This window comes from Croceicoccus sediminis, from assembly GCF_007570835.1.
In the GTDB taxonomy this organism is placed as follows: Bacteria; Pseudomonadota; Alphaproteobacteria; order Sphingomonadales; family Sphingomonadaceae; genus Croceicoccus; species Croceicoccus sediminis.
Genome location: NZ_SUNC01000005.1, coordinates 11914 through 33654 on the forward strand (window position 1 = coordinate 11914; position 21741 = coordinate 33654).

Genomic DNA, 21741 nt, shown 5'->3' on the forward strand with positions numbered 1-21741 from the left:
CGGGCTGAACTGGCCGAAAATGAATTCAGGGTCTTGAACGTTAAACTTCATTTGAGGGGTCTTCCAATGTCGGGACGTAAATCCGCGCTGCTTACCGCGCTTATTACCAGCACTACTGCAATCGCTTTTCCCGTCGCTGCTTCGGCGCAAGACGGCGAAGGCGTGACCAGCGACAATACGATTATCGTTACCGGGCTGCGTCAGCAGTATCGCGGCGACGTTCCGCTCGAAGAACTGCCCCAGACCGTCCAGACGCTCGACGGTAGCGTGCTTGACGAGCTGGCGATTACCGGGCTGACCGAAAGCCTCAGTCTTGCCAGCGGCATCGCCCAGCAGAACAACTTCGGCGGTCTTTGGGACTCCTTCGCCATCCGCGGCTTTGCCGGTGACGAAAACTTCCCCTCGGGCTTCCTGGTCAATGGGTTCAACGGCGGTCGCGGCTATGCCGGTCCGCGCGATGCATCGAACGTCGAACGGATCGAAATCCTGAAGGGCCCGAACGGCGCAGTCTTCGGGCGCGGCGAACCGGGCGGCACCATCAACATCATCACCAAGAAGGCGGACCTTGCCGAAACGTTCGGCAGCTTCTCGGTTTCCGCAGGCAGCTTCGACACCTACCGCGTCGAAGGCGACTACAACCTCGTCGTCAGCGACACGCTTGCCATCCGCCTCAACGGCGCCGCACAGGATGCCGGATCGTTCCGCGACACGGTCAATTCCGACAAGATCGTCGCCACGCCTTCGATCCTGTTCTCGCCGACCAGCGCAACCAAGCTGAGCTACGAGCTTGAATACGTCGACAACAACGTGCCGTTCGATCGCGGTGTCGTGGCCGTGAACGGCGAGCTGGGCCTGATCCCCAACTCGCGCTTCCTGGGCGAACCGGGCGACGGCGACACCGAAGTCGACGTTCTGGGCCACCAGTTCCAGTTCCAGCAGCAGCTGTCGCGCGACTGGTTCTTCCTGTTCGGCGCCGGTTATCGCGAATCCAGCCTTCAGGGCTTTTCGAGCGATCCGGAACTGGCCGGCGGCCGCCAGACGCTCGACTCCACGGGCAATCTCCTGGCTCGCCAGCGTCGTTACAAGGATTACGACGCGACGAACGCGACGCTTCGCGGCGAACTGTCTGGCAAGCTTTATACCGGTCCCCTGACCCACCACATCCTGGTCGGCGTCGATTGGGACAAGTTCAAGCTCGACCTCATCCAGTTCCGCGTCCGTCCGCCCGCCTATACCCCGGGCGATCCGGTCACGAGCGCATATAACGCGATCGACATCTTCAATCCGGTCTATGGCAACACGCCGACCCCGGATATCCAGATCCAGGACACGCAGCAGACGCAGAAGGCCTATGGCGTCTATTTCCAGGACCAGATCGACGTCACCGAACGCTTCAAGGTTCGCCTTGGCGGCCGCTTCGATCACTTCTCGCTATCGGGTCCGACCGGCTTTACCCGTGAACGCTTCAGCCCCACTGTCGGCGCCCTGTATGAGCTGACCGACACGCTGAGCGTCTATGGCGCCTATGGCGAAGGCTTCCGCCCGAACAGCGGCGTGGCCGAAGACGGCAGCTCCTTCGCGCCGGAAACCAGCCAGTCCTACGAGGCCGGTCTTCGCTTCACTTCGATCGACAACGCCGTGAATGCGACGCTTGCCGTCTACGACATGAAGAAGACCAACATCCTGACCTCCAACGGGACGGGCTTCTCGATCACGGCGGGTTCGGCCAAGAGCCGCGGTGTCGAAGCCGACGTGACGGCTGCGCTCGACAGCGGATTGATGGTCATCGCCAACTACTCCTATACCGATGCCGCGTGGGACGCTTCCATCCTCGATCCCGCCGGCTTCGGCTTGCAGATCAATCCGGGCGACCGCCTGATCAACATTCCAAAGCACCAGGCGAACCTGCTGGTGACCAAGGAATTCGATCTCGGTACATCGGGCGCGGTCACGCTCGGCGCAGGCCTCAACTACGTCAGCAAGCGGCTGGGCGAAACGGGCAGCGATTTCTACCTGCCGGGTTACACGATCGTTCGCGCGCTTGCTGCCTACGCACCGTCCGAAGCGGTCCGGCTCAGCGTCAACGTCACCAACCTGCTCGACAAGCAGTACTACCCCAACTCCTACCACCGTTGGTGGGTCACCCCCGGTGCACCGCGTGCGGTGACCGGCACGGTTGAATTCTCCTTCTAAAGTGGTCCCTCGCGAAGCTGTCGGTTCATCGTTCTATGAACCGGCAGCTTCGCACCCCTTTTTTCCCAACAAACGGCGTGGCATCGATCCGGGACATGGCATCAAAGAAAGTCCTGTCCTTCCATCGCTGGATCGCGCTTGTCTTTGCGCCGTTTCTCCTGTTGCAGGCGCTGACGGGTTCGGCGCTTCTCTTCCGGTCCGAACTTGGCGCAGTGATCGAACCGGGGCGCAGCACGCCGCAAGGCGAAACGGTATCCGTTTCCGCGCTTTACGCCGCCGCTCGCGATATTCGCCCCGGCGTCACCCCGACCCGCATTTTCCTACCCGGCCATCCCGATAGCGCGGCATTCGCGCATCTTTCGAGCAGCGACGGCACGACGTCCTACGCGATGATCGATCCGGGCAATGCGGCAGTGATCGCCGAAGGGGGCGTCTGGCGCTTTCCGCTTCAGGCAGCGCTCAATCTTCACTATCAGCTCAACGCCGGTCAGGCAGGCATGCTGCTCGTCTGCATCTACGGGACCGCGCTGGCGATCCTGGCCCTGACCGGGCTGTGGCACTGGTGGCCGGGTAGAAACCGGGCACTCAAATCCCTGAAGATTCCGGCCCGCACGCCGCAGCGGCTGAAGCTGCAGATGTGGCACCGATCGACCGGGGCGATCACGGCAATCGGGCTGATCGTCGTCGCCGTGACCGGCGTGCTGACCGCGGTTCCCGGTCTTGCGATCTCCAGCCTCTGGACCGCGGCCCCCGCCCCGGCGGCAAGTTACCCGTATTCGGCGGAACGGATCGATACCGGTATCGCCATGGCGCAGGCCGAATTTCCGCAAGGCCAGCTACGCGACATCCGCTTTCGTCCCGACGGTTCGCTCGCCGTGAATTTTCGTGCCCCGCGTGACGGGCCATGGGCGGTCGATACCGTGACCGTCGACCCCGCCGCCCCCGACGCGATCAGCGCGATGCCGACAGAAGCGAACGATGCGCTGTGGACCGTCACTTACCCGCTGCACACCGGCACGATCATCGGCCCGTTGGGGCGCTATCTCATCCTCGCGCTGGCCGCGGCGCTTCTTTTCCTCGCCATTTCGGGGCCGCTGCAATGGTGGCGCGCCCGCACAAACAGGAAATCCAGAGCATGACTGCAATCCTCCATACCGGCGATCCGGAACGCGGCGTGCTGTGGCAGGAGATCGTATCGCGTGAAGTGCCCGAACTCGACTTTCGCTGCGAACCGGAGATCGGCGATCCCGCCGACATTCGCTACCTTATCGCATGGACCCTCGATCCGGCGCTGATCGCGCGGCTGACCAACCTCGAAGTGCTGTTCAGCATCGGCGCGGGCGTCGACCAGCTCGATCTTTCGCAATTGCCGCCGCACGTGCGGGTCGTGCGCATGATCGAAACGGGCATTACCAACACGATGGCCGACTATGTCGCGATGGCTACCCTCGCGCTTCATCGTGATCTGCCGTTCTATCTTGCCAATCAGCGCGAAGGTGTCTGGAAACCGCAGGACGTCCTGCTGTCCTCGGAACGCACCGTCGGCGTGATGGGGCTTGGCCAGTTGGGCCGCGCGGCAATCGCCAAACTGGCACCACTGGGTTTCAGGGTCCTGGGGTGGAGCCGCAGCAAGGCTGATGTGGAGGGCGCGGCATGTTTTGCCGGTGAAAACGAATTCGATGCCTTCCTGGCCCAGTGCGACATCGTGATTTGCCTGCTGCCCCTGACCGACGAGACGCGCGGCATGCTGAACCGCGATCTTTTCGCGCGGATGAAACAGGGTGCATCGCTCATCAACGTGGCGCGCGGTGGCCATCTGGTTCAGGACGATCTCGTCGCCGCGCTGGACGAAGGGCAGCTGCGCTATGCCTTTCTCGACGTGGCAAAGCCCGAACCGCTTGCCCCGGACCATCCCTTCTATGCCCACCCGGCCATCTTCCTGACCCCCCACGTCGCCGGGGTCACGCGCAAGGACACGGCCGTGCACTCGCTCGTCGCGAACCTGCGCCGCGAACTGGCAGGCGAACCGCTTGACGGAGAGGTCGATCGCGCCCGCGGTTATTGACCGAAAAATACGCGTCTGAGCCGTCCACGGCGGGCCTGATCGGAACAACGCAATAATATCCCGTTTGAACGCCGAAAGCAGTAATTCATGCCAAGGGGTGAATTATAGGCAAGTCAGGGGTCTCTATCCGGGGGCCTCGACAGGCCGAACTCCGTTCGACACATGTGGAGCCGTCGCAGTGGCAAGTCAGACCCAGGCAAAAATCGTCCTCAAGGAACTGAGGGCAGAACATCTTGTCGCTGCAAATGCGCTTTCGGAAGAGAAGTCGTGGCCGCAGCGGCTTGAAGACTGGGAACTGTTCTACGAGCTGGGCGAAGGCATCGTCGCCATGCAGGACGATCGTGTCGTCGGCACGATCCTGGCCTTCCGGTACCGCGACAACTACGCATCGCTCGGCATGCTGATCGAAGCGGCGGACCTCAGGGGCAGCAACATCGCGCGCACCTTGATGATCGCGATGCTCGACCGGCTCGGCCCTGGCGTAAACATCCTTATCTGCGGCACGCCCGAACGCATGTCGCTCTACTATTCGCTGGGCTTCACGCCTTACAACATCATCCATCAGCACCAGGGCCCCGCGCCCAGCATGCCGCTGGCAGTTCCCCGCGACGGAGAGCGGGTGCGCCCGATGGGCAAGTCCGAACCCGATCTTGCCCAGATCTACAACACGGCCACGGGCATCGACCGATCGGTCCTGTTCAGCGCCTTCGTACGGGATTGTGCCGGCAATGTGCTGTGCCACGATCACGATCCGGTCGGCTTTGCCCTTTCGCGCCGGTTCGGCCGCGGCAGAGTCATCGCACCGATCATCGCCCCCGATTTCGAAGGTGCCAAGCTGCTTGCCACCCAGTTGCTGGGCGAAAGGGCCGGACACTTTTGCCGCATCGACGTCGTCGAAGGACACGGCATGTCCAAATGGCTGGATTCGGTCGGCCTTCCCAAAGTGGATACCGCCACGATGATGGTGCGCGGCACCCCGCCGATCCTTCCCGAAAGCCCGACCATGTTCGCCATCGCGGCGCAGACATACGGATAACAGAGACCACAATCATGACACTTGAACTTTCCGATCGTACCCTGCTGCGCGAAGCGGCCCTGATCGATGGCGACTGGATGACGTCCGCGAAGGACAGCATCACCGTCATCGATCCCGCAACCGGCGCGCCGGTGGGTACGGTGCCGGGTTGCGGCACGGCCGAAACGGAAGCCGCGATCGCCGCCGCCGTCGCGGCATGGCCGGCATGGCGGGCAATGACCGCGGGCGAACGCTGCACCCTGCTCGAACGCTGGCATGCCCTTGTGCTTGAAAACGTGGACGATCTTGCCCGCATCATGACCGCCGAACAGGGCAAGCCTCTGGCCGAGGCAGCGGGCGAGATCCGCTATGCGGCAAGCTTCATCAAGTGGTTCGCCGAAGAAGGCCGCCGCGTCGGCGGGCACAATATCCCCTCGCCCGAACGCGATCGCCGGATCGTCGTCATGGTCGAACCGGTCGGTGTATCGGCGGCCATCACGCCGTGGAACTTCCCGTCGGCGATGATTACGCGCAAGTGCGCGCCTGCCCTGGCCGCGGGTTGCCCGGTCGTCGTGAAGCCGTCGGAAATGACGCCCTTTTCGGCCTTGGCGCTCGCCGAACTCGCCCTGCGTGCAGGGATCCCCGCCGGTGTGTTCCATGTCGTCACCGGCATGCCGCAGGACATCGGCCGCGCGATCACGGCCAGCCCAGACGTGCGAAAGCTGTCCTTTACCGGTTCGACACGGGTGGGTTCGCTGTTGATGCAGCAGAGCGCGGACACCATCAAGCGCCTCAGCCTCGAACTGGGCGGCAACGCGCCGCTGATCGTGTTCGACGATGCCGATCTTGACGTCGCGGTTCCGGCGGCCATGGCAAGCAAGTTCCGCAACGCGGGCCAGACCTGCGTTTGCGCGAACCGGATCATCGTCCAAGCGGGCATCCACGACGCCTTCGTCGAACGCCTGGGCGCAGAAGTCGCCAAGCTTAACGTTGCGCCCGGCATGGAAGATGGTGCCACGACCGGGCCGCTTATCAACGACAGCGCGGTCGAAAAGGTTGCAGGCCACCTCGCCGACGCCCTCGACAAGGGTGCACGCGTCGTTGCCAGCGGACAGGGCCGCGAAGGCGACCGTTTCGTTCGCCCGGTCGTGCTGACCGGTGCCACCAGCGACATGCGTTTCGCGACAGAGGAAACCTTCGGCCCCCTCGCCCCCGTTTTCCGCTTCGAAAGCGAAGAAGACGGCATCGCGCTCGCCAACGATACGCAGTATGGCCTCGCCAGCTATTTCTACACCCGCGACATCGGCCGTGCGTTCCGCGTTGCAGAGCAGCTTGAGACCGGCATGGTCGCGCTTAACACCGGGTCCATCGCGATGGAAATGGCCCCGTTCGGCGGCATCAAGCAATCGGGCCTTGGCCGCGAGGGCGGACGCGACGGGATCAACGAATACCTTGAAACCAAGGCCTTCCACATCGGTGCGCTCGGCGCCTGAACCAGATGTACCCGATCAACAAGACAAGAACAGTGAGCGCGCAACGATGACCGACAACCGCAACTATCGTATCGCCGTGATACCCGGAGACGGGATCGGCAAGGAAGTCATGCCCGAAGGCATCCGTGCGCTGGAGGCGGCATCGGCGCGCCACGGCTTCTCGATGGACCTTCAGTGGCACGATTTTTCCTGCGCCGAATATTACGCAAAGCATGGCCAGATGATGCCCGACGACTGGAAGGACCAGATCGGCGATGTCGACGCGATCTTCTTCGGCGCGGTCGGCTGGCCCGATACGGTGCCCGATCACATATCGCTGTGGCAGTCGATCCTGCAGTTCCGCCGCGAATACGATCAATACGTCAACTTGCGTCCGGTGCGCCTGATGCCGGGCGTGCCCTGCCCGCTGGCGGGGCGCGGTCCCGGCGACATCGATTTCTGGGTCGTGCGAGAAAATACCGAAGGCGAATACAGCTCTGTCGGCGGCCACATGTTCCCCGGTACCGAACGCGAAATCGTGATCCAGGAAACGGTGATGACGCGTCACGGTGTCGACCGCGTGCTGCGTTTTGCCTTCGACCTGGCGACCAAGCGCGAGCGGCGCCACGTCACCAGCGCGACCAAATCGAACGGCATCGCGATCACCATGCCGTTCTGGGACCAGCGGGTCGAAGCCATCGGCGCCGAATATCCCGACGTGACGCACGACAAGTACCACATCGACATCCTGACCGCGCAGTTCGTGATGAATCCCCAGCGTTTCGACGTTGTCGTCGCCTCGAACCTGTTCGGCGACATCCTGTCGGACCTCGGCCCGGCCTGTGCCGGCACGATCGGTGTCGCGCCGTCGGCCAATATCAATCCGGACGGCAAGCACCCTTCCCTGTTCGAACCCGTCCACGGTTCGGCACCCGATATCGCGGGCAAGGGAATTGCCAACCCGGTCGGTCAGATCTGGTCGGCGGCGATGATGCTGGAACATCTGGGCGAAGATGCGGCCGCCGCCTCGATCATGGCGTCGGTCGAAGACGTGCTGGCGAGCGAGACCGGCCGTACCGCTGACCTCAAGGGCAAGGCCGATACCGTCACGTGCGGCAAGGCGATCGCCGCAGGCATCTGACGAGTGCACTTTCGATCCGGCGGCAGAAAATGCCGCCGGATCACGGATCGCGGTCTTTCCACCCGCCACAAAGCGGTGAATTTCGGCAAAACGGGCGGTGATCCCGGCATTACGATGGCCGCATGAACCAGGTCACTTCTTCCGCACCGCCGTCGCTCGATAATCGCGATCTCGTCGATATCGACCGCGACCACCTCATCCATCCCGTCACCGCCCTGCGCGGCCACGAGCAGCACGGTGTGCGGATGCTCACCGGCGGCAAGGGCATGTGGCTGACCGACAGCGACGGGCGCGACGTCCTCGACGCATTTGCGGGCCTGTGGTGCGTGAACGCGGGCTATGGCCAAGACAGCATCGTCGAGGCCGCGACCGCGCAATTGCGCGAACTGCCCTATGCGACGGGTTATTTCTCCTTCGGCGCAGAAGCCCCCATCCGCCTTGCCGGCAAACTGGCACAGCTTGCGCCCGAAGGGCTCGACCACGTCTATTTCACGCTGGGCGGGTCCGATGCGGTGGACAGCGCCATCCGCTATATCACGCATTACTTCAACGCGATCGGCAAGCCGAACAAGAAGCAGTTCATCTCGCTCGAATGGGGCTACCACGGCTCCAGCTCGACCGGCGCGGGCATGACCGCGCTGCCGATCTTCCACCGCGGGTTCGACCTGCCCCGCCCGTGGCAGCACCACATCGCATCGCCCTACCCCTATCGTCATCCCGAAGGGAACGACGATGCCGCCGTGATCGATTCCACGGTAAAGGCACTGGAAGCCAAAGTCGCCGAACTGGGCGCAGAAAATGTCGCCGCGTTCTTCTGCGAACCGATCCAGGGATCGGGCGGGGTCATCGTGCCGCCGGTCGGCTGGCTGAAGGCCATTCGCGAAACTTGCACCCGGCTGGGCATCCTGATGCTGGTCGACGAAGTCATTACTGGCTTTGGCCGCACCGGCCCGATGTTCGCCTGCGAAGCAGAAGGCGTGTCGCCCGATTTCATGACTTTGGCCAAGGGGCTGACGTCGGGCTACGTGCCGATGGGCGCGATGCTGATGGCGGACCATGTCTACCAGTCCATCGCCGACAGCACCGCACCTGATGTACCGGTGGGCCACGGCTTCACGTATTCGGGCCATCCGGTCAGCGCCGCCGTCGCGCTGGAGGTTATCCGCCTTTACGAAGACGGCCTTCTTGCGAACGGAGTGCAGACCGGCAAGCGGTTCATGCACCATCTCGACCGGATGGCCGATCATCCGCTGGTCGGCGACTCGCGGGGGCGCGGCATGCTGGGCGCGATCGAGCTGGTGGCCGACAAGTCCGCCAAGACGCTGTTCGATCCCGCGCTTCAGATCGGGCCGAAGCTTTCGCAGATTACTTGGGAAAACGGGGTCGTGGTACGCTGTTTCCCACAGGGCGTGATCGGATTTGCGCCTGCGCTATGCTGTTCCGATGCAGAGATGGATGATATCTTTGCCCGTGTAGAGAAATCGCTCGACCAACTACTCGAATTGCCCGAGATTCGACGGGCCCTTGCTTGAGGAGAGCGAAATGTCGTTCGGCCCGAAACTCGATCGTATCGATCTGAAGATCCTGGCAAGGCTCCAGGAATCGGGTCGCATCACGAATGTCGAACTTTCCGACGCGGTCGGCCTGTCGCCCAGCCCCTGCCTCACCCGTGTGAAGCGGCTGGAAAAGGCCGGATACATCTCCGGCTACGGCGCACATATCGATCTGAAGAAATTCGGTGAATTCCTGACGGTGTTCACCGAAGTTACCCTTAACGAACACCGCCGCGGCGATTTCAGCCGGTTCGAAAGCCGTATCATCAAGCTCGACGAAATCGTGGAATGCCACCTCGTGTCGGGCGGCTACGACTACCTGCTGAAATTCGTCACCCGCGGGGTCGCCCATTACCACTCGATCATCGAAGGCATGCTCGAAAGCGATTACGGCATCGGCAAGTACTTCAGCTACGTCGTCATCAAGAGCCCGTTCATCAAGCACCAGTTCCCGATCGAGAACCTGTTCGGCGAATAGGGCCTATTCCGCCGACGGACCAAGGTTCTGCCGCACGACTTGCGCGAACCAGGCGATACCGTTGCCCAGAACCGCGTCGTTGAAATCGTAGTGCGGATTGTGCAGCGCAGGCGATCCGCCCTCGCTGCCCTGGCCCAGCCAGCAATAGGCGCCTGGCAAGGCTTCCAGCATGAACGAGAAGTCTTCGGACGTGAACGCCGCCTCAGGCGCCATGCTCGCCTCCAGACCGGCAACGGCCTTCGCCGCGTTCAGCGCCTTTTCCGCGCAGGCGGCATCGTTGACGGTCGCCGGATAATACCGGTCGTAATCCAGCTCGACGGTCACGCCATGGCTTTGCGCGATGCCGCCGGTCATGTCGCGAACCGCCTGCTCGATCGTATCGCGGATGTCCGGCGCGAATGTCCGGGCCGTGCCGATGATGCGGACTTCGGCCGGCAGGATGTTATGCGTCGTTCCGCCCTGTACCATCGTGACGGATACGACCGCCGCCTCAAACGCGCGGACGCGCCGGGACACGATCGTGTTGAGCTGCAGCACCAGGTCGGACGCCGCCAGCAGGGCATCGGGCGTCTGGTGGGGAAGCGCCGCGTGGCCGCCCTTGCCCTTGACGCTGATCGTGAACTTGTCCGCCGCTGCCATGATCGGTCCGGCACGCGTCTGGAACTGACCCGCCGGCAGGTCGGGCCAGTTGTGCAGGGCATAGACCTCGTCACAGGGGAAGCGGTCAAACAGGCCTTCGACAATCATGCGCCGCGCACCGGCCATGCCCTCTTCGGCTGGCTGGAAGATGAAATGGACGGTCCCGTCGAAATCGACGTCGTTGGCGACATGGAGCGCCGCGCCCAGCAACATCGCGGTATGCCCGTCGTGGCCGCAGCCGTGAAACTTGCCCGGATTGACGCTGGCATAATCGAGACCGGTCTCTTCATGAAAACCCAGCGCATCCATGTCCGCCCGCAGACCGATGGACCGGCCAGAGCTGCCGCGCCGCAAAGTGCCCACGACGCCAGTACCGCCGACCTGTTCGGTGACCTCGATACCGGCGATCTTGCGCAGCTCGTCCGCGACGATGCCGGCCGTGCGATGTTCCTCGTAGGCCAGTTCGGGGTGCCTGTGCAGGTCCCGCCTGATCGCTTTCATGTCCGGTACGATCCGCGCGATCGCGTCGATTTCGGTCTGGTGCTGCATAGCGTTCTCTTTCAACGGGCCCATTCGCCCATCTTATACCCGATCCGCCGGGCCGTGACGATCAGAGCGAGCCCACTTCGATCGCAGAGCCGTCCTCGAACCGCGAAAGCCTGAGATCGGTCGGATCGACACATGGCGTTTCATCGGTGACAAGATCGGCGGCCAGCGTCGCGTAACCGGGGCCAAGGCCAAATCCATGCCCCGAACTGCCCGCGGCGATTACCAGTCCGCCAACTTCGGTCCTGGAGATAACCGGCACGGCATCGGGCGTCGAATCGATATAGGCGCCCCATGCGTGATCGATGGTCAGATCGGCCAGTTCGGGAAACGTTTCCTGAACATTGGTCATCATGGTCCGGACCAGCTTTTCCTTCGGCTCGGGAGAGAGAACCCGGCACTTCTCGAAGATGGTCGGATCGTCGCTCAACACCGCCTTGAGCGAATCCGGGCCGGTGAAGAACGACTTGCCCACGGCCAGTTCCACCGATTTCAGGCGCTTGATGAACTGGGGCATGAATTCGCGCGCGAAGCGGATGCCCTTGGGCGTGATCTCCAGCGTGGCCTTGCCGCTGATGGCGATGGTGTAGCTTCCGTCCAACCGGCGCGTCATCGCGAAATCCGGGCAATAGAGCACTTCGCCCACGTTTTCGGTCGGCCTGGTGCGCAGCGCGGTCTGCCGCACGCAGGCCTGCGGAAAACGGATGCCCAGCGGGCGGACGAACCGCGAAGCCCATGCCCCGCCCGCGCAGACGACGGCCTGGGTGCGGATCGTGCCCTGCTCGGTCACGACGGCCGAAACGCGGCCATTGGTCGTCTCCACGCCGCGGGCGGCACAGCCCTGGTGGATGGTGGCGCCGAACTTGCGCGCACCTTCGCCGATGACCGGCACGGCCAATTCCGGCGCGCCCCTGCCATCCTCTACCGAATGCAGGCCGCCAACCCACTTGCGGCGGTTTTCCGGGATGCGCTCTGCCGCCTGGCTGGCGGTGAGCATATAAGTGTTGACCTCGAACTCCTCCGCTATGGGGCGCCACGCGGCCCATTCGGCAAGCTGCTTTTCGTCATCGGTCGCGTAGATCAGGCCCGTGCGCCGGAAGCCGACGTCCTGCCCGATCTCTTCGTTGAAAGCGTCCCACAACCGCAACGACAATCCGGCAAGCGGCATTTCGCGGCGGTCGCGGTTCTGCTGGCGACACCAGCCCCAGGTCCGGCTGGACTGTTCGCAGCCGAGATAGCCCTTTTCGAGAAGCGCCACCGAATGACCGCGCCGGGCCAGGTAGTACGCCGCACAGGTACCGATAATCCCGCCCCCGACGACGACGACATCCGCCGCCTCGGGAAGGGTTTCGTCACTGGCTATGCGTTTGATCTCAGGGTTCATGGCGAATCCGAATTCTCGCGGTTGGTAGAGCCGTCAGGCATGACAATGTGATGGCCGATGCCATCTGCCGCGCAACATGATCTGTCGTTTCGCCCGCCAATTCGGCATGAACCTCAGTTTTGTCGATCGGGAGCGTCGCTCAGAACGATAGGCCCGCACCGACAAGGGCGCGCGTGACGTTTGCGCGATCCCCGTTGGCACGGGCAATGTCGCGGGTATTGCCGACAAGACGTTCATGCATCGCGCCGACATAGACGTTGAAGATCGGCCCGATGGCCTGTCGCAGGCGCACTGAAAGTTCGACGTCGGTGACGCCGCTTCCGGTGTCCTCTTCGGCGATTTCCTGTGCCGACCAGCTGACCACAAAACGCGGCTCGAGCGTCAGCGACGGCATGACCGGAAGCCCCGCCAGAACCTGCGCCGCGCCGGTCACATCACCGTCTTCGGACAGGAAGAGATAGTGCTCCCCTTCGAGCAGCGAACCGAGCGACTGCTCGATCGCAAGGGTCGCAAAGGTCAGGTCGCTTCCACGGCGAAAGTCGTGCCTGACACCTGCCATAAGGGTCGTGCCATCCGTCGGCATGAAGGCGATCATCGCCTTGCTTTCGACTTCCTGCACGTCGAGACGGCTGTCCTCATGCCCGCCTTCGGCCTTGAATACCGCGGCAACGCTGTCCGAGCCGATCGAGGCGGTGGAATCGAAGAGGAAAGGATCGTCCCCCTCCCCCGCCTGCAATTCGAAACGGTCGACTTCGACCGAAATCGCCTGGGCCATGGCCGGTGCGGCCTGGACACAAAGGGCGGCGGACAATGCGATGCAGATGTTCCTCATCCGCCCAAATTGGCATAGCCGTCGGGCAGATGTTACCGTTTCTCGATCTTGTGACCACATTTTTGTGCCGGGATCGCGCCTGCTTCCGATACTTCGTTCAGAACCAGAAACGCAGCCCTGCAAGAAGTGTGACGCGCGAAGGATTCTCACCCTCTTCGCGGGCGAAATCGGCGCTGCCGCCGACCTTGCGTTCCCAAGACACACCGACATAGGGCGCGAAATTGCGTTCGATCTCATACCGCAAGCGGCCCGACAGTTCGAACGAATCCAACCCTGCGCCGATGCCCAGTTCGGGCACGTCCTGCAAAGCGACGTCGACCTCGACCTCCGGTTCGAAAACTAGCCGCTGCGTGATGCGCATGTCGTGCATCGCCTTGCCGCGCAGATGGACGTCACCCTTGTCGGAGACGAAGGCCTGCGCATCCGCCTCGATCCAGTAGGGCGCAAGACCCTCTATCCCGATCAGGGCATACGTGCGTTCCGGGTCGGGCCGGATGTCGTGGCGCGCACCAAGCTGAAGGTTGAACCACGGGTTCAACGCGTGGCGCCAATAGGCCTGCAGCTCGGCCGTTTCGGGCGCTTCGCCGAACTCGCCTTCGCCCGACCATGTCAGGACGGCCCGGTCGATGTCGCCGCCATACCAGGCACTGCCCTCGACCACGTAACCGTCCGGCCCGTCTGCCACCCGATATTCGAGCAGATCGAACCCGATGAAGAGGCGGGTGAATTCCATGTCGCTGTAAAGGTGATCGCGCGATGCGGCCATGACGTCGGCCCCGAAGATCGCATCGGCGGCATGATCGGTCGGAGGCAGCGGCGCGGGCGCGTCGCCCGGCTGGTCGGGAACGGTCGGCATTTCCATGCCGTGATGCATGGAATGATCCATCGCGCCGTGATCGACGCTTTCCACGGTTTCGTCCGCCGGATTTGTGCGATCCATCGCGGATAGATCGAGGGCACCGTGATCCATCGTCGAGTGATCCATCTCACCGTGGTCCATCGTCGAGTGATCCATCTCGCCATGGTCCATTTGCGAGTGGTCCATCTCGCCGTGATCCATCGTCGAGTGGTCCTGCGCCGTCGCCGGAGCGGCGATAGCGGCAAGGCTGGCGCTGGCGAGCGTTGCGATCAGGCGCATCAGCCATCTCCCCCCTCGTCGCGGACGGTGACGACACGCATCATCCCGGAATGCATGTGCAGCAGCATGTGGCAGTGAAATGCCCAGTCGCCCACCGCATCAGCCGTCAGGTCGAACGATGCCTTGCCGCCCGGAAGCACGTTCACGGTATGCTTCAGCACGCGGTCGCCCGGTTCGCCCGAGACCAGTTCGAAGAAATGGCCGTGCAGGTGGATCGGGTGCGGCATCATCGTATCGTTGATGAGGTTGACGCGGACCCTTTCGTTCAACCGGAACGGGATCGGCGGCGGGCTATTGCTGAAATCCTCACCGTTGATCGACCACATGTACCGTTCCATGTTCGCGGTGAGGTGCAGGTCGACCTCGCGGCTTGGCACGCGCGGATCGGGATTGGGCTCTGCGGAACGCAGCTGCGCATATGTCAGCACGCGGTGGCCCACGTCTTCCAGCCCGGTGGGAATATCGCCCAGCCGGTCGACCGGCATCGGCGAAAGCGAGGCGACGCCCGGCCCCATCTTCACTTCGGGCGCGACCGAGGGGTCGCGCATCGACATCGACGAATGATCCATCGCCCCGCTGTCGGGCTGGCTGAGGTCGAGCGTATCGCCCATGTCCATGCCGGACATGTCCATCCCCATGTCGCGCATCGTCAGCAGCGGGCGCTTGCGGATTTCGGGGATCGGTGCGGCCAGTCCCACGCGGGTGGCCAGGGTGCCACGGACCTGCCCGCTGCGGTCGATGGCCTCGGCGATGATGCCGTGCGCTTCCTCGCGCGGGGTGACGACGACGTCGTAGGTCTCGGCAATGGCGATCTGCAATTCGTCGGTCTCGACCGGCTTTACCGCCAGCCCATCGGCGGCAACCACCGTCATCGGCAGGTCGGGCAGGCGGAAATTGAAATTCGTCATCGACGATGCGTTGATGATGCGCAGCTTCACCCGCTCACCCGGCCGGAATATGCCGGTCCAGTTCTCCATGCTCGAATGGCCGTTGACCAGATAAGTGTAGGTATCGCCTGTGACGTCGGAAATGTCGGTCGGGTCCATGCGCATCTGCGCCCATTCCAGCCGTTCAGCCAGGTCCTGCCCCTCGCCCGCCAAAAGGCCGGCGATGGTCTGGCGCTGCTGATTGAAATATCCGCCCATCACTTTCAGCCGGCGGAGCTGTTCGTGCGGATGCATGGTCGAAAAATCGGACAGGACAAGGACGTGTTCGCGGTCATAATCGCGCGCGCCATCGGCCGGATCGACGACAATGGGCCCGTAAAGCCCCATCGCTTCCTGCATGCCCGAATGGCTGTGATACCAGTAAGTACCCGACTGGATCAGCGGGAAATCGTAGACGAAGGTTTCGCCCGCATCGATGCCCGGAAAGCTGACCCCGGGCACTCCGTCCATATCGAAGGGCAGCAGCAGCCCATGCCAGTGGATCGAGGATTGTTCGTCCAGCGTGTTGGTCACCGCCAGCCGCACGTTCTGCCCCTCGCGCAGGCGGATCAGCGGCGCAGGCAGCGTTCCGTTGACGGTGATGGCATGGCCCGTGCGGCCCGCGGTCGAAAAACGGCTGTTCCCGATGGTAAGCGCAATATCCTCACCCGAAAGCACTTCAGGCATATTGGTCGCGGTCATGCCGTGCGTGCCGTTGCGGGCCCATGCGGGAAACAACGCGCCGCTGCCAAGCGCGGCGGCAAGCGCGCCCGAACCAGCGATGAAACGGCGGCGGCTGAGGGAATCGGGGCAGGTCATGCCCTTCTATACGGGCCTTCGGTCGCGATCCCTCACCGATGCGACATCATTCTTCAGCCGATCGTTTCGGAAAGCTTCGCACGGGCGCGATAGATGCGCGTTTCGACCGCCTTGCGGTTGATGCCCAGTACCTCGGCGGCCTCGGCCTGGCTCATCCCCTCTATCGTACAGAGGACGAGCGGTTCGCGAAGGTTTGCAGGCAATGCGGCCAGTGCCTCGCGGATGCGCCTGACGCCCTCGTTCGACGCCGCCGCGCTTTCCGGGTCGGGCGCGGTGTCGGCGACCGGCATGGCCTCGTTCAGCGGTGCCGCAAAGGTGAAAAAGCGCCGGACGGCCCGCCGTCTGGCCCAGTCGCGGCACTTGTTGACCGCGATGGCCAGCAGCCACGTGCGAAACGACCGCGACGGATCGTATCGGCGCAGGGCGGCAAAGGCGGCCACGAAACATTCCTGCGTGATGTCGAGCGCCTCGTCCTCGTCACCGACCTGTCCGCGGGCAAACCGGAAGACGGCTGTGCGATGACGGTCCATCAGCCAGCTATAGGCCGCCTGCTGCCCGCGCATGGCTGCCGCCGCCGCTTCGCCGTCGTCGGCATATGCGGGCGGCGTATCTTCGGGCGGATCGGCCACGATGGCGTTAGTCTTGCGCGGGTTGGGTCAGGGCCTCGGCCACGGCTTCGTCGTATACCTGCGCCTGGTCTGGACGCAGGATGGCCCGCATCGCAAAGACATGGCTGAGCGTCGCCTTCTGCAGTTCGCCCATCGCCATGTGCGATCGATCGACCGCGCGCTCCACCGCGGGGCCATAGGCGTGTTCGTTCGCCACCGCCTTGGCCAGATCGCGGTTTGCCGCGGCCAGTTCGGCCTCCAGCGTCTCGCGCTTCTGCGCGAAACTCGTCTCCAGCGCGTGGATCTGTTTTTCCTGTCCGGGGTCGAGGTCCAGCTGTTCGTGCATGATCGCGTGCAGGCGGCCGCCGTTCGCTGCCTCTTCGCGCGGCAGGCCTTGCGCGATCCACAGCGCGGCAAGCGCCGCGACGACCGCGACGAGCGCTACCGTGACATAACGCGACAGGCCGCGCATCAACCGTTCAGCAGGTGCGAGGGCGCGGACACCGGCATCGCCAGCAACGGTTCGGCCGCCGCCGGCGATCCGCCATCAAGGCCAAGTGCAAGACCCGCGCTGGCCGCGATACAGGCAGCCAGCGTCAGCGCGCGGCGCGAAAAGGCCTGCTCCTGCACCGTGCCGAGGCCGTCCATGACCGCGCCGTCGATCTGCGACAGCCCGGCCGGAACGCTCTCGTCGCGCAGCGATGCGAGCATGGTATCGATCCTATCCATTGTCCTGGCTCTCTGTCATCTCTGTCATATTCATCCAGTCATACGCACGCCGCACCCCGATCCCTCATGCAGGCGGCCCGCCGGAAGCCCGAAAGTATTTCAAGGGATAGCGCCTTGCACCGCGTATCATCAAGCATGGCCGGCCCAGATCGTACCGCCGGAACCGCTGACGAAGGAATATCCGATGAAGTCCATCATCTCTGCCCTTACCATGCTGGCCGCGCTTGCCGCCCCGGTTTCGGCCTATGCCCACCCGCGACTGGTCGCCGCCGACCCCAAGGCGGAATCGACCGTTGCAAAGCCGACAAAGCTAACGCTCACGTTCTCCGAAACGCTGGTCGGGCCGATCTCCGGCGTTGAAATCACGATGACCGGCATGCCCGGAATGGCGAACCACAAGCCGATGCCGGTAAAGGGTTTCAAGACCGAAGTGACCGACAAGACAATGACGGTGGTCCTGCCCCGCGCGCTTCCGGCGGGCACTTACGATCTGAAGTGGCATGCGGTTGCCGCCGATCAGCATCGCATCGAGGGCAAGTACAGCTTCAAGGTGAAGTAATGGGTCGGGGGTCTCGGTATGGATGATACGAACGTCGTTCTGGCTCGCGCCGCGCTTTATGTCGTGGCGCTGGGACTGGCCGGGATCCCCCTCTACTTGCGCATTTCAGGCACTGTCGAGGCTGGCAAGGGACTGCGCCTTGCCATGGCGGCAGGCGCGATCGCGGCGGCCGCCATCGCGGCATGGTGGGCCGCCGCCAGTGTCGCGGCGATGGCCGCACTGCCGCTGGGCGACCTCGATTATGAAATGTTCTCCGCCGTCGCGGGGGCGACTCCGATAGGCACGGTGTTAGACGTAAGGCTGGCCGCCGCTATCGGCGTCTTGCTGGCCGCGGCGTTCCTGCCGCGAACGCTGATCCTGGGCCTGATCGCGGCGGCAATTCCGATCGCCGGGGTCTGGACCGGGCACCCCGGCGCGGCCGAAGGCATGACGGGCCATGTCCAGCGCCTGTTCGACGCGATCCACCTGCTGGCCGCGGCGGTCTGGTTCGGCGCGCTGATCGTGTTCCTGGCATCGCTCATCCGCTCCGGCGCGGGACGAGTGACATTGGTCTCCCGCCTTCGCGCCTTTGCCGCCACGGGGACCGTGATCGTCGCCACCCTGGCCGTGACCGGCACGGTCAACGGCTGGCTAATCGCACAGCACGGATTTGCATGGTCCAGCACATGGTCGTTCTTGCTGATCGTCAAGCTGGGCCTGTTCGCCGCCATGCTGGCCTTTGCAGCGGTCAACCGCTGGAAACTGACCCCTGCTTACGAAGCGGGCGCGCCGGGTTCCGCCGGGCGGCTGGGCACCTCGCTCTTGCTCGAGGCGTCCTGCGCCGTGGGGATCTTCGCCCTCGTCGCGATCATCGGCCTCAGCAATCCGGCGGGCGCCGTTTAGAGCCACCACGAAAACGAAACGGCCAAAACGAAACGGGCGGCACCTGCCTTGCACAAGTGCCGCCCGCCGTTGTTACCGGGTCCAGCCGAGAAGGTGGATCAGAGACCGACCAGCCCCGGCAGTTCGCTGAAATCCTTGATGAAGTTGAGGTCGTAGCCGTCGACCTTGGGCTCGTGCCCGCGAGTCACCATGACCTTCGTGGCGATGCCAAGGTCATAGGCCGTCATCAGGTCGTAACGCGGGCTGGACGACACGTGCATGATGTCTTCCGGGCCGCAGCCAAGCTTGTCGAACATGAATTCGAACGCGCCCATCCGCGGCTTGTAGCACTGCGCTTCTTCGGCGGTCAGCGCCGCGTGGAACGGCACGCCGATGTTCTTCACGCTGTGCGGGATGAGGTCGATCATCGAGTTCGAGAGGATGACGAGCGGGATCTTTTCCGCCACGCGGGCCAGCGGCCCCGGAGCGTCGCTATGCGGCTGCCACGTCGGGATCGCGTTGTAGAACACGTCGAAGTCTTCCTTGGTGCAGGTCACGCCGTGCTTCTTGCAGGTGCGCGCCACCGCGTTGGCGACGACATCGTAGAACGGCTTCCACGCCCCGAGGACTTCATCCAACCGGTATCCACGGAAGGATTCGACGAATGCATCCATCTCTTCCGCGCTGACACGATCGGCAAAAACTTCACGAGCCGTGGGGCCCATGGCAAAGTTGATAATCGTGCCGTAGCAGTCGAAGGTTATATACTTGGGCCTGAACATCGACCTGTTTACCTTTCGCGTTTTGAACTGAGCCGTAGATTATTCGGGCTGTTACCGGCTTTTCACCTGTCGATAGGGGTGCCCGAAGAACATTCTCGCCTTTTTCGCCCCCTTTTCGGAACATCGCCCGCCGGGCGGCAGGAAATGCGGCTATCCCAGCGACTGGTTGGATAGCGCGAACAGAGTCGCCGCCGGACCGGGCTGCGGGCGTTGCCCGCGCGCCATCGTGATGACCCGGCCAACCTGCGGCAGGCCCAGCGTTTCCAGCCAGGAACCCAGACCGCAGCTTTCGGTCACGTCGATGCGGACGAATGTGCCGACATGGTCCGCCGCAAGCGCGCCGATCAGCGCCTTCGCATCGGTTTCGTCGCGGGCGATAACCGGGCCGACCACGACCCCGCGGCCCCACCGGCGCACGATGCCATAGCCGCTGACCGCGCCGTCCCGGTCCACGACCAGAACGTCGCCATCGGCGCAAAGCCGGTCGACCATCGCGCTACGGCCCATTCCGGACCCTTCGCGATCGATCGCCAGAACGGCATCGCGGTCCGCCGCCGTCATCGCGCGAAGCGGAACAGAAGCATCGGTCGCGGGTGCCGCGGCCAGGACGTCCTGGAATTGCAGCACCGCGTCATAGGGTACGAAACCGTTGCGGGTGTAGAGCACCTCGCCCTCGGCCGTGGAATTGAGGATGATGTTCCGCCCGGCGGCATCGTCCAGCATCGCCTTCATAAGCAATGCGCCGATGCCCTGGCGCTGCGCCTTGTCGGCAACGATGATCATCCCGGTCGAGGCATAGTCCGGTTCATAAGGCCACCACAGCGCCGTGGCGACAAGTTCGCCATCCTGTTCGACCGCGTAGGCATTGCCGAGTTCGAAGGCGACTTGCCAGTCTTCCAGACGGTAGGGCCACTTCACTGCCTGCGACAGCGCAAGCGCCTGCGGCAGGTGCGCGGCCGTCATCGGAACGACCTTGTTGGAGACGGGGGCGGAGGGCGTGGATTGGGTCATGGGTCGCCTTGAATTCGGGTTGCGGCTGGGATCGGGCCCGATCTGCTCGGGCCCGAAGCCCTCAGGCCTTGTCGTCGCGCACGTCCAGCGCGTCGCGCAGGCCGTCGCCGACGAAGTTGAAGCTGGTCACCGCGATCGTGATCGCGACACCGGGGATGATCGCCAGCCACGGTGCGGTGGCGAGGTACTGCTGTGCGCCGCCCAGCATGTTGCCCCAGCTGGGCAGCGGGGGCTGAATGCCATAGCCCAGGAAGCTGATGTAGGCTTCGAGCAGGATGGCGCGGGCCACGGTAAGCGTTGCCGCAACGATGATCGGGCCCATCGCGTTGGGCAGGATTTCGCGCACCATGATGTGCCAGTTGCCAAGGCCGAGCATGCGTCCTGCCTGTACGAATTCGCGTTCGCGCAACGATCGCACTTCGGCTTCGACGATGCGGGCCACTTCCATCCAGCCGGTAATGGCGATGATGATCGTGACCATCGTGGGCGTGGGCTTCAGTGCGGCTGCAAGCGCGAGCAGCAGGAAGATCGAGGGAAACGCCAGGAAGCCATCGACCATGCGCATCAGCGCAGCACCGATCCAGCCGCCCCGGTATCCCGCGACAAGCCCGACGAACGTGCCCAGCAGCGTCGACATGAACATCGCCGAAAACGCGACGAGCAGCGAAACACTGCCCGCCATGAGCAACCGGGCCAGCATGTCGCGGCCCAGCGGATCGGTTCCGAACAGGAACCCGTCGGTCAGCGGCGGGGTGAACCGCACGCCAAGATCGATCCACAGCGGATCGTGCGACAGGAACACCGGCCCGAGGAAACAGGCAAGCGTCAGGATCGTGATCATCGCAAGGCCCAGAAGCGCAAGGCGATGGTTCGCGAACTTGCGCGCCGTACGGCTTTCCCACCAACGGGCCTGTTGCTCAGGGGCTGCAACGGCGGTCATCGGCTCGTTCCTTTCGGGAGGGGGCGTGGTGATGGTCTGTGCGCTCATGA

21 protein-coding genes are annotated in these 21741 nt (G+C 63.6%); 10 read left to right on the plus strand and 11 right to left on the minus strand.

Annotated elements, in window-relative coordinates; translation table 11 throughout:
• The first annotated feature begins 66 nt into the window (after positions 1–66).
• The 8 genes from FAX90_RS15025 to FAX90_RS15060 all read left to right on the plus strand — a co-directional run bounded on the left by FAX90_RS15025 (position 67) and on the right by FAX90_RS15060 (position 9917).
• Positions 67–2193, plus strand: coding sequence for a TonB-dependent siderophore receptor (locus FAX90_RS15025; protein WP_144098251.1), 2127 nt, complete (start codon positions 67–69; stop codon positions 2191–2193).
• Positions 2194–2288: 95 nt separating this feature from the next.
• Positions 2289–3332, plus strand: coding sequence for a PepSY-associated TM helix domain-containing protein (locus FAX90_RS15030; protein WP_170235005.1), 1044 nt, complete (start codon positions 2289–2291; stop codon positions 3330–3332).
• Positions 3329–4258 (plus strand): 2-hydroxyacid dehydrogenase, encoded by a 930-nt coding sequence (locus FAX90_RS15035; RefSeq protein WP_144098253.1) that lies wholly within the window; start codon positions 3329–3331, stop codon positions 4256–4258. The genes FAX90_RS15030 and FAX90_RS15035 overlap by 4 nt, the downstream gene beginning before the upstream one ends.
• Positions 4259–4436: 178 nt before the next feature.
• A complete protein-coding gene (locus tag FAX90_RS15040) occupies positions 4437–5294 on the plus strand; it encodes a GNAT family N-acetyltransferase (RefSeq protein ID WP_144098254.1) in 858 nt (285 codons plus the stop codon).
• A 14-nt stretch (positions 5295–5308) separates the two neighbouring features.
• The gene (locus tag FAX90_RS15045; protein WP_144098255.1) at positions 5309–6766 is read left to right on the plus strand and encodes an NAD-dependent succinate-semialdehyde dehydrogenase; all 1458 of its coding nucleotides are present in this window, start codon (positions 5309–5311) and stop codon (positions 6764–6766) included.
• 46 nt (positions 6767–6812) lie between these two features.
• Positions 6813–7886, plus strand: coding sequence for a tartrate dehydrogenase (locus FAX90_RS15050; RefSeq protein ID WP_144098256.1), 1074 nt, complete (start codon positions 6813–6815; stop codon positions 7884–7886).
• A 122-nt stretch (positions 7887–8008) separates the two neighbouring features.
• Complete coding sequence (locus FAX90_RS15055; RefSeq protein ID WP_144098257.1) at positions 8009–9418, plus strand: aspartate aminotransferase family protein; 1410 nt, start codon at positions 8009–8011, stop codon at positions 9416–9418.
• Between the two features lie 10 nt (positions 9419–9428).
• Entirely contained in the window at positions 9429–9917 is a 489-nt protein-coding gene (locus FAX90_RS15060; protein WP_144098258.1) for an Lrp/AsnC family transcriptional regulator, read from the plus strand.
• A 3-nt stretch (positions 9918–9920) separates the two neighbouring features.
• Here the strand turns inward: FAX90_RS15060 and FAX90_RS15065 are convergent, their stop codons facing one another.
• From FAX90_RS15065 to FAX90_RS15100, 8 genes are all read right to left on the minus strand, one after another.
• The gene (locus FAX90_RS15065; RefSeq protein WP_144098259.1) at positions 9921–11105 is read right to left on the minus strand and encodes a M20 aminoacylase family protein; all 1185 of its coding nucleotides are present in this window, start codon (positions 11103–11105) and stop codon (positions 9921–9923) included.
• A gap of 61 nt (positions 11106–11166) precedes the next feature.
• Positions 11167–12486 carry an NAD(P)/FAD-dependent oxidoreductase gene (locus FAX90_RS15070; protein WP_144098260.1) on the minus strand — a complete coding sequence of 440 codons (1320 nt, stop codon included), beginning with the start codon at positions 12484–12486 and terminating at the stop codon, positions 11167–11169.
• 139 nt (positions 12487–12625) lie between these two features.
• Positions 12626–13261, minus strand: coding sequence for a copper resistance protein B (locus FAX90_RS15075; RefSeq protein WP_170235006.1), 636 nt, complete (start codon positions 13259–13261; stop codon positions 12626–12628).
• 154 nt (positions 13262–13415) lie between these two features.
• Positions 13416–14456 (minus strand): copper resistance protein B, encoded by a 1041-nt coding sequence (locus FAX90_RS15080; RefSeq protein WP_144098262.1) that lies wholly within the window; start codon positions 14454–14456, stop codon positions 13416–13418.
• Positions 14456–16201 carry a copper resistance system multicopper oxidase gene (locus FAX90_RS15085; RefSeq protein ID WP_144098263.1) on the minus strand — a complete coding sequence of 582 codons (1746 nt, stop codon included), beginning with the start codon at positions 16199–16201 and terminating at the stop codon, positions 14456–14458. Before FAX90_RS15085 ends, FAX90_RS15080 begins: the two co-directional genes overlap by 1 nt.
• 53 nt (positions 16202–16254) lie before the next feature.
• A complete protein-coding gene (locus tag FAX90_RS15090) occupies positions 16255–16833 on the minus strand; it encodes an RNA polymerase sigma factor (protein ID WP_420810983.1) in 579 nt (192 codons plus the stop codon).
• A 4-nt stretch (positions 16834–16837) separates the two neighbouring features.
• Positions 16838–17281, minus strand: a complete 444-nt coding sequence (locus tag FAX90_RS15095; protein WP_144098264.1) for a Spy/CpxP family protein refolding chaperone — start codon at positions 17279–17281, stop codon at positions 16838–16840.
• The gene (locus FAX90_RS15100; protein ID WP_144098265.1) at positions 17281–17538 is read right to left on the minus strand and encodes a hypothetical protein; all 258 of its coding nucleotides are present in this window, start codon (positions 17536–17538) and stop codon (positions 17281–17283) included. The genes FAX90_RS15095 and FAX90_RS15100 overlap by 1 nt, the downstream gene beginning before the upstream one ends.
• A gap of 184 nt (positions 17539–17722) precedes the next feature.
• Here FAX90_RS15100 and copC point away from each other — a divergent pair, with 184 nt between their 5' ends.
• The gene (gene copC, locus FAX90_RS15105) at positions 17723–18097 is read left to right on the plus strand and encodes a copper homeostasis periplasmic binding protein CopC (protein WP_144098266.1); all 375 of its coding nucleotides are present in this window, start codon (positions 17723–17725) and stop codon (positions 18095–18097) included.
• Between the two features lie 18 nt (positions 18098–18115).
• Positions 18116–18979 carry a CopD family protein gene (locus FAX90_RS15110; protein WP_144098267.1) on the plus strand — a complete coding sequence of 288 codons (864 nt, stop codon included), beginning with the start codon at positions 18116–18118 and terminating at the stop codon, positions 18977–18979.
• A gap of 98 nt (positions 18980–19077) precedes the next feature.
• Here FAX90_RS15110 and FAX90_RS15115 read toward each other — a convergent pair whose 3' ends face one another.
• From FAX90_RS15115 to FAX90_RS15125, 3 genes are all read right to left on the minus strand, one after another.
• Positions 19078–19740, minus strand: a complete 663-nt coding sequence (locus tag FAX90_RS15115; RefSeq protein ID WP_144098268.1) for a haloacid dehalogenase type II — start codon at positions 19738–19740, stop codon at positions 19078–19080.
• 150 nt (positions 19741–19890) lie between these two features.
• The gene (locus tag FAX90_RS15120; protein ID WP_144098269.1) at positions 19891–20751 is read right to left on the minus strand and encodes a GNAT family N-acetyltransferase; all 861 of its coding nucleotides are present in this window, start codon (positions 20749–20751) and stop codon (positions 19891–19893) included.
• A 61-nt stretch (positions 20752–20812) separates the two neighbouring features.
• Positions 20813–21739, minus strand: coding sequence for an ABC transporter permease (locus tag FAX90_RS15125; RefSeq protein ID WP_205700706.1), 927 nt, complete (start codon positions 21737–21739; stop codon positions 20813–20815).
• Positions 21740–21741 lie beyond the last annotated feature (2 nt).

Excerpts from the sequence above, each read along its gene's own strand:
- FAX90_RS15095 (WP_144098264.1), bottom strand. The coding sequence starts at position 17,281 with ATGCGCGGCCTGTCGCGTTATGTCACGGTAGCGCTCGTCGCGGTCGTC.
- FAX90_RS15075 (WP_170235006.1), bottom strand. The coding sequence starts at position 13,261 with ATGGCCCAGGCGATTTCGGTCGAAGTCGACCGTTTCGAATTGCAGGCG.
- FAX90_RS15030 (WP_170235005.1), top strand. The coding sequence starts at position 2,289 with ATGGCATCAAAGAAAGTCCTGTCCTTCCATCGCTGGATCGCGCTTGTC.
- FAX90_RS15050 (WP_144098256.1), top strand. The coding sequence starts at position 6,813 with ATGACCGACAACCGCAACTATCGTATCGCCGTGATACCCGGAGACGGG.
- FAX90_RS15025 (WP_144098251.1), top strand. The coding sequence starts at position 67 with ATGTCGGGACGTAAATCCGCGCTGCTTACCGCGCTTATTACCAGCACT.
- copC (WP_144098266.1), top strand. The coding sequence starts at position 17,723 with ATGAAGTCCATCATCTCTGCCCTTACCATGCTGGCCGCGCTTGCCGCC.
- FAX90_RS15125 (WP_205700706.1), bottom strand. The coding sequence starts at position 21,739 with ATGAGCGCACAGACCATCACCACGCCCCCTCCCGAAAGGAACGAGCCG.
- FAX90_RS15085 (WP_144098263.1), bottom strand. The coding sequence starts at position 16,201 with ATGACCTGCCCCGATTCCCTCAGCCGCCGCCGTTTCATCGCTGGTTCG.
- FAX90_RS15120 (WP_144098269.1), bottom strand. The coding sequence starts at position 20,751 with ATGACCCAATCCACGCCCTCCGCCCCCGTCTCCAACAAGGTCGTTCCG.
- FAX90_RS15100 (WP_144098265.1), bottom strand. The coding sequence starts at position 17,538 with ATGGATAGGATCGATACCATGCTCGCATCGCTGCGCGACGAGAGCGTT.
- FAX90_RS15055 (WP_144098257.1), top strand. The coding sequence starts at position 8,009 with ATGAACCAGGTCACTTCTTCCGCACCGCCGTCGCTCGATAATCGCGAT.
- FAX90_RS15070 (WP_144098260.1), bottom strand. The coding sequence starts at position 12,486 with ATGAACCCTGAGATCAAACGCATAGCCAGTGACGAAACCCTTCCCGAG.
- FAX90_RS15080 (WP_144098262.1), bottom strand. The coding sequence starts at position 14,456 with ATGCGCCTGATCGCAACGCTCGCCAGCGCCAGCCTTGCCGCTATCGCC.
- FAX90_RS15115 (WP_144098268.1), bottom strand. The coding sequence starts at position 19,740 with ATGTTCAGGCCCAAGTATATAACCTTCGACTGCTACGGCACGATTATC.
- FAX90_RS15065 (WP_144098259.1), bottom strand. The coding sequence starts at position 11,105 with ATGCAGCACCAGACCGAAATCGACGCGATCGCGCGGATCGTACCGGAC.
- FAX90_RS15110 (WP_144098267.1), top strand. The coding sequence starts at position 18,116 with ATGGATGATACGAACGTCGTTCTGGCTCGCGCCGCGCTTTATGTCGTG.
- FAX90_RS15035 (WP_144098253.1), top strand. The coding sequence starts at position 3,329 with ATGACTGCAATCCTCCATACCGGCGATCCGGAACGCGGCGTGCTGTGG.
- FAX90_RS15060 (WP_144098258.1), top strand. The coding sequence starts at position 9,429 with ATGTCGTTCGGCCCGAAACTCGATCGTATCGATCTGAAGATCCTGGCA.
- FAX90_RS15045 (WP_144098255.1), top strand. The coding sequence starts at position 5,309 with ATGACACTTGAACTTTCCGATCGTACCCTGCTGCGCGAAGCGGCCCTG.